The sequence below is a fragment of the Streptomyces sp. CB03234 genome (assembly GCF_001905885.1).
GTDB lineage: Bacteria > Actinomycetota > Actinomycetes > Streptomycetales > Streptomycetaceae > Streptomyces.
Window position 1 is genome coordinate 604598 of sequence record NZ_LIYH01000006.1, and the last position, 11436, is coordinate 616033.

At 71.0% G+C, this 11436-nt stretch carries 11 protein-coding genes; 9 read left to right on the top strand and 2 right to left on the bottom strand.

What is annotated here, in order from left to right; all coding sequences use genetic code 11:
* Positions 1-225 precede the first annotated feature (225 nt).
* The 8 genes from AMK26_RS28490 (at position 226) to AMK26_RS28530 (ending at position 8798) form a co-directional block, all read left to right on the top strand.
* Positions 226-654, top strand: a complete 429-nt coding sequence (locus tag AMK26_RS28490; RefSeq protein WP_073757778.1) for a DUF3499 domain-containing protein — start codon at positions 226-228, stop codon at positions 652-654.
* A gap of 75 nt (positions 655-729) precedes the next feature.
* Entirely contained in the window at positions 730-2097 is a 1368-nt protein-coding gene (locus tag AMK26_RS28495; protein WP_073757779.1) for a phosphomannomutase/phosphoglucomutase, read from the top strand.
* Positions 2098-2315: 218 nt separating this feature from the next.
* Positions 2316-2498 carry a Trm112 family protein gene (locus AMK26_RS28500; RefSeq protein ID WP_073757780.1) on the top strand — a complete coding sequence of 61 codons (183 nt, stop codon included), beginning with the start codon at positions 2316-2318 and terminating at the stop codon, positions 2496-2498.
* A gap of 84 nt (positions 2499-2582) precedes the next feature.
* Complete coding sequence (locus tag AMK26_RS28505) at positions 2583-3860, top strand: SIS domain-containing protein (protein ID WP_079277853.1); 1278 nt, start codon at positions 2583-2585, stop codon at positions 3858-3860.
* A 124-nt stretch (positions 3861-3984) separates the two neighbouring features.
* Positions 3985-5187 (top strand): mannose-6-phosphate isomerase, class I, encoded by a 1203-nt coding sequence (gene manA, locus AMK26_RS28510; RefSeq protein WP_073757781.1) that lies wholly within the window; start codon positions 3985-3987, stop codon positions 5185-5187.
* 85 nt (positions 5188-5272) lie between these two features.
* On the top strand, positions 5273-6211 hold the full coding sequence (locus AMK26_RS28515; RefSeq protein ID WP_073757782.1) for a cation diffusion facilitator family transporter: 939 nt from the start codon (positions 5273-5275) through the stop codon (positions 6209-6211).
* 378 nt (positions 6212-6589) lie between these two features.
* Positions 6590-8047, top strand: coding sequence for an adenosylhomocysteinase (ahcY, locus tag AMK26_RS28525; RefSeq protein ID WP_073757784.1), 1458 nt, complete (start codon positions 6590-6592; stop codon positions 8045-8047).
* A 136-nt stretch (positions 8048-8183) separates the two neighbouring features.
* Complete coding sequence (locus AMK26_RS28530) at positions 8184-8798, top strand: hypothetical protein (protein WP_073757785.1); 615 nt, start codon at positions 8184-8186, stop codon at positions 8796-8798.
* Between the two features lie 37 nt (positions 8799-8835).
* On the opposite strand, the gene AMK26_RS28535 is transcribed toward AMK26_RS28530, so the two are convergent.
* Positions 8836-9801 (bottom strand): RDD family protein, encoded by a 966-nt coding sequence (locus tag AMK26_RS28535; protein ID WP_198944181.1) that lies wholly within the window; start codon positions 9799-9801, stop codon positions 8836-8838.
* Positions 9802-9919: 118 nt separating this feature from the next.
* Between AMK26_RS28535 and AMK26_RS28540 the strand changes: the two genes are divergently transcribed.
* Positions 9920-10927: a stage II sporulation protein M gene (locus AMK26_RS28540; protein ID WP_073757786.1), complete on the top strand. Its 1008-nt coding sequence runs from the start codon at positions 9920-9922 to the stop codon at positions 10925-10927.
* 163 nt (positions 10928-11090) lie between these two features.
* Here the strand turns inward: AMK26_RS28540 and AMK26_RS37430 are convergent.
* A partial coding sequence (locus AMK26_RS37430) for a hypothetical protein (protein ID WP_206745198.1) occupies positions 11091-11436 on the bottom strand: 346 nt, incomplete at its 5' end.

Sequence of the window (11436 nt, forward strand, 5' to 3'; positions counted from 1 at the left end):
CCACGCCCACGGCGTGTCGTTATTTGAGCATTCCGGCGATGCTTCGGCGCGATCCGGCAGGACGGACCGATCGGTCAGCTCGTCTGGATTGACCGGATTCGTTCAGGGTGGCGTTCGGTACGCCGACCTTCCACACCCCCGGATCAGCCGTTCCCCGCAGGTCAGCCGAGCGATTCCGGGGGCCTCTGTGCGGGACGTCACACCGCGACACGGGCGAGTGACCTGGTGGAGAGTCGTCGCGGCCCGCTCAAGAGTGCGGTACCGTCCAACGTCGTGAGCCCTGTACGTCGCTGTTCGCGCACCGCGTGCGGCCGCCCTGCCGTCGCGACACTGACGTACGTCTATGCCGACTCGACTGCGGTCCTCGGCCCGCTCGCCACCTACGCCGAACCCCACTGCTACGACCTGTGCGCCGAGCACAGCGAGCGCCTCACCGCGCCACGCGGCTGGGAGGTCGTCCGGCTCTCGGACGGCTCCGCGCCCGCCCGCCCCAGCGGTGACGATCTCGAAGCGCTCGCCAACGCCGTACGGGAAGCGGCCCGCCCCCAGGAACGCGCGGCGCAGGCCGGCGGCAAGCCCGGCGGCCGCGCCGGGGACCCGGTGGAGGTCGGCCGCCGCGGGCACCTGCGGGTGCTGCGCTCTCCCGACTCCTGACCGCCTGCCCCCTACGGGTAGTTTGTGTGCTCCACTTCGGGTGGACACACAGGGCTTGCAGGAGGGTGCGGGGAAGTGACAGCTGATCTGTCTGGGATCGTGAAGGCGTACGACGTCCGCGGAGTGGTGCCGGATCAGTGGGACGAGCCGCTGGCGGAGCTCTTCGGCGCGGCGTTCGTCGAGGTGACCGGCGCCGACGCGATCGTCGTGGGCCACGACATGCGCCCCTCGTCGCCCGGCCTGTCCGGCGCGTTCGCGCGCGGCGCGGCACGGCGGGGCGCGGATGTCACGCTGATCGGCCTGTGCTCCACCGACCAGCTGTACTTCGCGTCGGGGAGCTTCGGACTGCCGGGCGCGATGTTCACCGCGTCGCACAACCCCGCCCAGTACAACGGCATCAAGCTGTGCCGCGCGGGCGCGGCGCCCGTCGGCCAGGACACGGGCCTCGCGGAGATCCGCGCGCTCGCGGAGAAGTGGCTGGAGACCGGCGCGCCCGAGGCGGCGGCCACGCCCGGCACGCTCACCGAGCGGGACACCCTCACCGACTACGCCGCCCACCTGAAGACCCTGGTGGACCTCACCTCCGTCCGGCCGCTGAAGGTCGTGGTCGACGCGGGCAACGGCATGGGCGGCCACACGGTCCCCACCGTCTTCGAGGGCCTGCCGCTGGACCTGGTCCCGATGTACTTCGAGCTGGACGGCACCTTCCCCAACCACGAGGCGAACCCGCTGGACCCGGCCAACCTCGTGGACCTGCAGCAGCGGGTACGCGAGGAGGGCGCGGACCTGGGCCTCGCCTTCGACGGCGACGCCGACCGCTGCTTCGTGGTGGACGAGAAGGGCGACCCGGTCTCCCCGTCGGCGGTCACGGCCCTGGTCGCGGCGCGCGAGCTGGCCAGGAACGGCGGCACGGGAACGATCATCCACAACCTGATCACGTCGTGGTCCGTCCCCGAGGTCGTCCGCGAGAACGGCGGGACGCCGGTGCGCACCCGCGTCGGCCACTCCTTCATCAAGGAGGAGATGGCCCGTACCGGCGCCATCTTCGGCGGCGAGCACTCCGCCCACTACTACTTCCGCGACTTCTGGAACGCGGACACCGGCATGCTGGCCGCCCTCCACGTCCTGGCGGCCCTGGGCGGCCAGAGCGGACCGCTGTCCCGGCTGGTCTCCTCGTACGACCGCTACGCCGGCTCCGGCGAGATCAACTCCACGGTCGCCGACCAGGCCGGCCGCACGGCGGCGGTACGCGAGGCGTTCGCCTCCCGCCCCGGCATCACCGTCGACGAGCTCGACGGCCTCACGGTCACGTCCCCGGACTGGTGGTTCAACCTCCGCCCCTCCAACACGGAACCGCTGCTGCGCCTGAACGTCGAAGCCCGCGACGAACCGACGATGGCCCGCCTCCGCGACGAGGTCCTCACCCTCATCCGCACCCCCTAGGGCCGAGAGCCCCGGGGGCGGGGCCCCGGTTCCCGGAAGCGGGGCTCCCCGTACGCCTCGGGCAAGGCGTACGGGGGAGGGACGGGCGGCAAGACCCCGCCCCCGCCAACGCCGCATCCCCCGCGCCCCAGCGGTAGGCTGACGTGTCCCGACGCGTACCACCCAGGGCCGCCGGACCGCCTACCACCCGCCACCCACCCGCCCGAAGGGACCACCTCATGCCGCTCGAAGCCGGCCTCCTGGAGATCCTCGCCTGCCCGGCCTGCCACGCCCCGCTCAGCGACCGCACGGCGGCCGAGGACCCCGAGCTCATCTGCACCGGCGAGGACTGCGGCCTGGCGTACCCCGTACGGGACGGCATCCCGGTCCTCCTCGTGGACGAGGCCCGCCGCCCCGCCTGACGGCGCACCCGCGAAGGGCGCCGCTCACCCCGGCGCCGCGCCGAACCGCACACCATCCTGCACGGCGATCGGAGGCCCCACCTCATGCTCGACGAGACGCTGCTCGACGACCCGGACGCCCTGGCCCGAGTCGACCGCCGCGGTCTCCTCCGCGGGGCCGCCGAAGCCGGTGCTCGCGTACGCACGGCCGCCCGCCACGCGGCAGAGGCCGGCGTCACCGAGCTCAACCCCGAAGGCCGCCCCCGCGCGATCCTCACCGCCGGCCCCGGCACCGCGGCCGCCGGCGTCGCCGACATGGTGGCCGCCCTGGCCGGTGCCTCCGCGCCCGTCGCCCGGCTGCACTCCACCGGCGTGGCAGCCGCTCCCGGGGCCCTCCGCTGGACCCTCCCGGGCTGGGCCGGCTCCGTCGACCTGCTCCTGATCACCACCACCGACGGCAGCGAACCCGGCCTCGCCCTCCTCGCCGAGCAGGCCTACCGCCGCGGCGTCACCGTCGTCGCCGTCGCCCCCCGCCGCTCCCCGCTCGCCGAGGCCGTCGACGGTACGCACGGCCTGGTCGTGCCGATGGCGACCGCCCCCCACGAGCTGACCGAGGAAGAGGAGCAGGCGGCGAGCCCGGCCGCCCTGTGGGCGCTGTTCACGCCGCTCCTCGCCCTGCTCGACCGGGTGGGCCTCGTCAACGCTCCCGCCGACACCCTCCAGAAGGTCGCCGACCGCCTGGACCGCACCGCCGAACGCTGCGGCCCGGCCGTCGCCACGTACAGCAACCCCGCCAAGACCCTCGCCGCCGAACTCGCCGACACCCTCCCGATCATCTGGACCGAGGGAGCGACCGCCGCGCCGATCGGCCGCCGGTTCGCCGCCGTACTGGCAGAGCTGGCCGGCCGCCCGGCCTTCGCGGCCGAACTGCCGGAGGCGCTCGCCGCCCACGGGGGCCTCCTCTCGGGCGACTTCGCGGCCGGCGCCGACCCCGACGACTTCTTCCGCGACCGCGTCGAGGAGCGCCAGGCCCTGCACGCCCGGGTCGTACTGCTCCGCGACCGCCCGGTGGGCGGCCTCACCGCCGCGCCGGCCGCCCGTGAACTCGCCCTCAGCCACGACACGACCATCAGCGAACTCGAACCGGAGGACGTCGGGCACGACGGCGGTGGAGCCGACAGCACGGGACCCGGCAGCACGGGACCCGGCAGCACGGGACCCGACAGCACTGGAGCTGACAGCGCTGGGCCCGACAACGCCGGGGCCGTCAGGGGTACGACCGGCAACGGTACGACCGACCTGGAAGGGTTCGCTGAGCTGCTCGCGGTGACGGACTTCGCGGCCGTCTACCTGGCGCTGACGTCCCGCCTCAACACCCCCTGACGCCCCGCCCGTCCACCCCGTCCCCCTCGCCCCGTCCCGGCCCACCGCCCCCGGGCGGCCGCAAGCAGAGACGCCGCAGAGACGCAAGCAGAGACGCAAGCAGAGACGCAAGGAAAGACGACGCATGGACCGCCTCTCCAACACCGTCCGCCCGTACGCCTGGGGCTCCACGACGGCCATCCCGGAACTGCTCGGCGTCGCCCCCACCGGCGAGCCCCAGGCCGAGATGTGGATGGGCGCCCACCCCGGCGCCCCCTCCCGCGTCACCCGCGCCACCGGCGCCGGACCCGCCGGACCGGCCGAACCCGCCGAACCCGCCGAACAACCGCTCTCCGCCCTCATCGAGGCCGACCCGGAACGCGAACTCGGCCCCGCCACCGTCGCGAAGTTCGGCCCCCACCTGCCCTTCCTGCTCAAGATCCTCGCCGCCGCCGCCCCCCTCTCCCTCCAGGTCCACCCGGACCTCGCCCAGGCACAGGAGGGGTACGCCGCCGAGGAACGCGCCGGGATCCCCGTCAACGCGCCCCACCGCAACTACAAGGACCCCAACCACAAGCCCGAACTCATCTGCGCCCTCACCCCCTTCGAGGGCTTCTGCGGCTTCCGCGCCCCCGACCGGACCGCCGAGCTGCTCGCCGCGCTCGACGTCGACTCCCTCAAGCCGTACGTCGACCTGCTGCACGCCCACCCCGAGGACGCCGCCCTCCGCGAGGTCCTCACGGCCATCCTGTCCGCCGACCCCGCCGAGATGGCGGCCACCGTCACCGAGACCGCCGCCGCCTGCGACCGCCTCGGCGGCGCCCACGCCCCCTACGCAGTCCTCGCGCACCACTTCCCCGGCGACCCGGGCGTCCTCGCCGCCATGCTGCTCAACCACGTCCGGCTCCAGCCCGGCGAAGCGCTGTACCTCGGAGCCGGCGTCCCGCACGCGTACCTCGGCGGCCTCGGCGTCGAAATCATGGCGAACTCCGACAACGTCCTGCGCTGCGGCCTGACCCCCAAGCACGTCGACGTCCCGGAACTCCTCCGCGTCGTACGCTTCGAAGCCGGCGACCCGGGCGTCCTGCGCCCCGAAGCCTCACCCTCCGGCGAAGAGGTCTACGAAACGCCGGTCGACGAGTTCCGCCTCTCCCGCTACGTACGGCCCGAAGGCGCCACCTCCGTCGACATCACCGCGCCCACCCCCCAGATCGTCCTCGCCACCTCCGGCGCCCCGCAGACGAACGACCTGACCCTCACCCCGGGCCAGTCCGTCTTCATCCCGGCAGGCGAAAAGGCCGAACTGTCCGGTAAGGGCACGGTCTTCCGCGCCACAGTGGTGGCCTGACGCACCGCCCGCACCCGCTGCTGCAACAATGTGCCGCCGTACGAACCACCCCCCCAGCAGCATCTAGGAAGGGACACCCGCACGCATGAGCGCGTCAGGCGGAACCAAGGCGATCGTGGCGGCGCTTGCCGCGAATCTGGCGATCGCTGTGGCCAAATTCGTGGCGTTCCTCTTCAGTGGTTCGTCCTCGATGCTCGCCGAGAGCGTGCACTCGCTCGCCGACTCCGGAAACCAGGGCCTGCTGCTCGTCGGCGGGAAGAAGGCCCAGCGCGAGGCCACGCCCCAGCACCCCTTCGGCTACGGCCGTGAGCGGTACATCTACGCCTTCCTCGTCTCGATCGTCCTCTTCTCCGTCGGTGGCATGTTCGCCATCTACGAGGGCTACGAGAAGATCAAGCACCCGCACGAGATCGAGGCCTGGTACTGGCCGGTCGGCGTCCTCGTCTTCGCGATCATCGCCGAGACCTTCTCCTTCCGGACCGCCATCAAGGAGTCCAACGAGGTCCGTGGCAACCTCTCCTGGAAGGAGTTCGTACGCCGCGCCAAGGCGCCCGAGCTCCCGGTCGTCCTCCTGGAGGACCTCGGCGCGCTGGTCGGCCTGATCCTGGCGCTCGTCGGCGTCAGCCTGGCGATCGCCACCGGCAACGGCGTCTGGGACGGCATCGGCACCCTGTGCATCGGCGTCCTGCTCATCGTGATCGCGATCGTCCTGGCCGCCGAGACCAAGTCGCTGCTGCTCGGCGAGGCCGCCGGTCTCGACGAGGTCAAGAAGATCGAAGCGGCGCTCGTCGACAACGACACCGTCACCGGCATCATCCACATGCGTACGCTGCACCTCGGCCCCGAGGAACTGCTGGTCGCCGCGAAGATCGCCGTCCGGCACGAGGACACGGCCACCGAGATCGCGACGGCGATCGACGCCGCGGAGGACCGCATCCGTACCGCCGTACCGATCGCCCGGGTGATCTACCTGGAGCCGGACATCTACCGCGAGGCGAAGTCCGGCGGCGCCACCGCCCGCTGACGCGAGAAGGCCCCCACCCCCGCAAGGGCTGGGGGCCTTCCTCATGTCCCCGCCCCCACCCCGTACGCGGCCGGCGGCCCCGCTGAGCCACCCGGCGAGCCCCAGCCCGCCCCCGGGCACGTGCCCCCGTGATCGATCCGGCCGGAGTCTGGCGCCGGACGGACTGCCGGACGGACTGTGGGTCGCCGGACCGATCGGTGTAGATTCGTGACCAGAGTCAGACGTCGCTGCTGATGGCGGTCGGGCGGTCCACGACGGACCGGCCGAGGGAGAGAGGGCCTCCGACGACTGCACTGCGAGTACCGGGCATCCTTGTGTCCAGCTACCTCGCAGAGCCAGCCGTACCCACCCTCGACCCAACACGAGGAGCAGCTCGAAATGACGACTGTCGCCAACCGACAGGACTTCAAGGTCGCCGATCTCTCCCTGGCCGAGTTCGGCCGCAAGGAGATCACCCTCGCCGAGCACGAGATGCCGGGCCTGATGGCGATCCGCAAGGAGTACGCCGAGTCCCAGCCGCTCGCCGGCGCCCGCATCACCGGCTCGCTGCACATGACGGTGCAGACGGCCGTCCTGATCGAGACGCTGGTCGCCCTCGGCGCGCAGGTCCGCTGGGCGTCGTGCAACATCTTCTCCACCCAGGACCACGCCGCCGCCGCCATCGCGGTCGGCCCGAACGGCACCCCCGACAACCCCCAGGGTGTCCCGGTCTTCGCTTGGAAGGGCGAGACGCTGGAGGAGTACTGGTGGTGCACCGAGCAGGCTCTGACCTGGCCGGACACCCCCACCGGCGGCCCGAACATGATCCTGGACGACGGTGGTGACGCCACCCTCCTCGTGCACAAGGGCGTCGAGTTCGAGAAGGCCGGCGAGGCCCCGGACCCGTCCACCGCGGACAGCGAGGAGTACGGCTACATCCTCCGTCTCCTCAACCGCACCCTCGCCGAGAACCCGCAGAAGTGGACCCGCCTCGCCTCGGAGATCCGCGGTGTGACGGAGGAGACCACGACGGGTGTCCACCGCCTCTACGAGATGCACCGCGACGGCACCCTGCTGTTCCCGGCCATCAACGTCAACGACGCCGTCACCAAGTCGAAGTTCGACAACAAGTACGGCTGCCGCCACTCGCTGGTCGACGGCATCAACCGCGCCACCGATGTCCTGATCGGCGGCAAGGTCGCCGTGGTCTGCGGCTACGGCGACGTCGGCAAGGGCTGCGCCGAGTCCCTCCGGGGCCAGGGCGCCCGAGTGATCATCACCGAGATCGACCCGATCTGCGCGCTGCAGGCGGCGATGGACGGCTACCAGGTGACCACCCTCGACGACGTCGTCGAGACCGCCGACATCTTCATCACCACCACCGGCAACAAGGACATCATCATGGCCTCGGACATGGCCAGGATGAAGCACCAGGCGATCGTCGGGAACATCGGCCACTTCGACAACGAGATCGACATGGCCGGCCTGGCCCAGATCCCGGGCATCGTCAAGGACGAGGTCAAGCCGCAGGTCCACACCTGGACGTTCCCCGACGGCAAGAAGATCATCGTGCTGTCGGAGGGCCGTCTGCTGAACCTTGGCAACGCCACCGGTCACCCGTCGTTCGTGATGTCCAACAGCTTCGCGGACCAGACGCTGGCCCAGATCGAGCTGTTCACCAAGCCCGAGGAGTACCCGACCGACGTCTACGTGCTGCCCAAGCACCTCGACGAGAAGGTCGCCCGCCTGCACCTGGACGCGCTCGGCGTGAAGCTCACGACGCTCCGCCCCGAGCAGGCCGCCTACATCGGCGTCCAGGTCGAAGGCCCCTACAAGCCCGACCACTACCGCTACTGACGGCGCCCGTGCACTGACGCACGTCCGCAGCAGCCGGTGAACGGCAGCAGGTACCAGGCAGGCCCCCGCACCCCCGTGGCGGGGGCCTGCCCCGTACCGGCGCCCCCTACCGCCGATCCCGAGGACCCGAGGACCCATGCCCCGCGGCCGTTATTCGCTCCATGATCCGCACGATCACACCCCCCTCGGTGAAGAGCACTTCAACTGCGCACCCGGCCCCTCCGGCTGGCGCTACGTCTCCCAGATCACCACCCCCTCCGGCGATCACGCCGGCTCCGTCGACCTCACCCTCGACGACCTCGGCCGCCCCATCCGTCTCGAACTGCACGCCGCGAGCTGGCAGGTCCGCGGCGCCGCCCTCGACGGCGTCACCTGGGTCCGTACCGACCCCACCGGAACGCACGCCACGGAAGGCAATGTGCGCGCCCACGCCTTCACCGGCACGTCCCCGGCGTTCCTCGTCGCGACATCCCGCCTGCTCCGCCTCACCCCCGGTTCTCCCCCCACCCGAGTCCGCCTCGTCGCCTTCACGGACCCGGTACTCGCACCCCTCACCGTCGACCAGTCGTGGGCCCTGATCAGAAGTGAAGCGCACACCACTGACAACGGCCCCCTGACCGTGGACGAATACCAGGTCAACGCCCTCGACACGGGCGAACAGCACACGGTCCACATCGCCGGCGACGTGGTTCTCGCCGCCCCCGGCATCGAGCTCGAGGACCTCCAGACGCCGCCGTCGGTCTTCCCCTGAGCGCTGAGCGCTGAGCCCTGAGCTTGACCCCTGACGCCTACGCGGGCGGAGCGAACCCAGTGGCAGGCGGCGTGGCCAGACTGCCCTCACCGTCCGTCCGGCCGGCCCCACCACCACCGGCGACCCCACCAACCCCGACCGACCCACCAACCTCCACCACCGGAGAACCGGCACCCACCGACGCCCGGCCGCCCCCCGCGCCCATGGGCGCACCACCCACCGCAGCCGCACCGCCCACCGCAGCCGCACCGCCCGCCGGGGCGAACACCCGCCGCGCGTCCCGCGCCTGCCGCTCGTTCACCACTGCGGCCAGAAACTCCGCCGCGGGCACCCCCGGCGGCGCGGGCGTACCCGTCCTGGCCACCAGCTCGTCGGCCAGCCGCTCCGCCAGCGCGCGCCCCACCGTGGCGTCGAGCTGCCGCATGCGCGTCAGGTACTGGCGTATCGCCAGCCACAGGTCGTCCGGCACCGCCGACAGATCCAGCTGCGCGAACCGCCCGACGAGCCAGGGCGGCGGAGGCGGAACAGCCAACGACCGAGCCGCCGGAACCCGCTCCCGTACGACAAGCGTCCCTGCGAAGACATCACCGATCCGCCGTCCCCGAGCCGACACCAGCGACGCGATGCACGCCACGGCGCCGAACGTCATCAGGATCTCGACGACCGCCATCGCCCCACGCACCAGCGCGTGCCGGAACCGGATCGGCCCCCCGTCGTCCCGCACCACCCGCAACCCGCACGCCAGCTTCCCGAGCGAACGCCCGTGGCTGAGCGTCTCCACCGCTATGGGCCCGCCCACCAGCACGAGCACAAAGGTCGCGATGGACACCGCCATGACGGCTGCTTCGTCCAACGAGGCGGTGGCTATCGCCAGGGCGACCGATATGAAGAGGTACGCGGCCCAGACCACGACGAGGTCAATGGCAAGGGCCAGCGCCCGGCTGGGGAGCCTCGCCGGCTGCAAGCCGAGTACGACCGCGTCCCCCGTCACAACCCCGCTCACAGCGCCCACCCTTCTTCGACCTTCCCCAACCCCTCCGAACGCCAGTCTGCCAAGCTGACCACCAGCGCGCCGCAGTAGTACGAACCGTACGCACCAGTGCCTGGAGCAGCAGCCGATCATGGACCTCGACGTCTACGTCACCGCCCACCGCGCCGAGTGGGACCGTCTGGACCACCTACTGCGCCGGGGCAGCCACCTCACCGGGGCCGAGGCCGACGAACTGGTCGCTCTCTACCAGCGCACCGCCACCCACCTCTCCCTGATCCAGTCCAGCGCCCCGGACCCCATGCTCACCGCCCGGCTCACCCAGCTGGTGGCCCGCGCACGCGCCACGGTCACAGGCACCCGGCGCGCCTCATGGCGAGACGCCGTCCGCTTCCTGACCGCCGGGTTCCCCGCGGCCGTCTATCGCTCACGCCACTGGTGGATCCCGACGGCCGTCCTGTCCACGCTCCTGGCCGCCTTCATCGGCTGGTGGATCGGGACCCATCCCGAGGTGCAGGCGTCCATCGCGGCCCCCGAGGAACTCCGGCAGATGACCCGCCCCGGCGGCGAGTACGAGACGTACTACTCCAGCCACCCGGCCGCCTCCTTCGCCGCCCAGGTCTGGACGAACAACGCGCAAGCAGCCGCCATGTGCCTGGTCCTCGGCGCGTTCCTCTGCGTTCCCGTGCTGTGGATCCTCTTCCTCAACATGCTCAACCTGGGCGTCGGTCTCGGCCTGATGTCCTCGGCCGGCCGTCTCGACACCTTCCTGGGACTCGTACTCCCGCACGGCCTCCTCGAACTCACCGCCGTCTTCGTCGCCGCCGGCACCGGTCTCCGCCTCGGCTGGACCCTCATCGACCCCGGCCCGTTGTCCCGCCGGACAGCCCTGGCCAAGCAGGGCCGCGCTGCCCTCGGCATGGCTCTCGGCCTGGCCCTGGTCCTCTTCGTGTCGGGAGTGATCGAGGGTTTCGTGACCCCCTCGGGCCTCCCGACCTGGGCCCGCATCAGCATCGGCATCGCAGCTGAGCTGGCATTTCTTGCGTACGTGTACGTCCTCGGCGGCCGCGCGGCCAGAGCCGGCGAAACCGGCGACGTCGAGTCCCCCGACCGCAGCGCCGAGCTGCCCACCGCCGCCTGATGTGCGTACGACCCAGCTGACCTGCTAGTCTCCTCTTCGCCCACCAAAGCCGTTGACACGGTTGGTGTGGGGAGGTAGATTTGAACGGTTGCCTGGGACTGGACAGGTCCGAGCGCGAACGTTAGAGTCTCTCTCGCTCCGGTCGGAATTGATTTCGACGGAGTCAATCCGATTCATCATCCGAATCACAAACGCCGATTAGCTCGGCGAAAACGATTCTGATAAAGTCGGACCAGCCGAAAGGCAAAGGCCCTCCAACGGCCACCGGAAACTGAATCCGAACCGGAAACGGAACGGAAAAAGGATCTGGTAAGGTTGGAAACACGAAATACCGAAGGGAAGCGCCCGGAGGAAAGCCCCAGAGAGTGTCTCTGCGGGTGAGTACGAAGGAAGCGTCCGTTCCTTGAGAACTCAACAGCGTGCCAAAAATCAACGCCAGATTAGTTGATGCCCCGTCCATCTTCGGATGGTCGAGGTTCCTTTGAAGAAAACACAGCGAGGACGCTGTG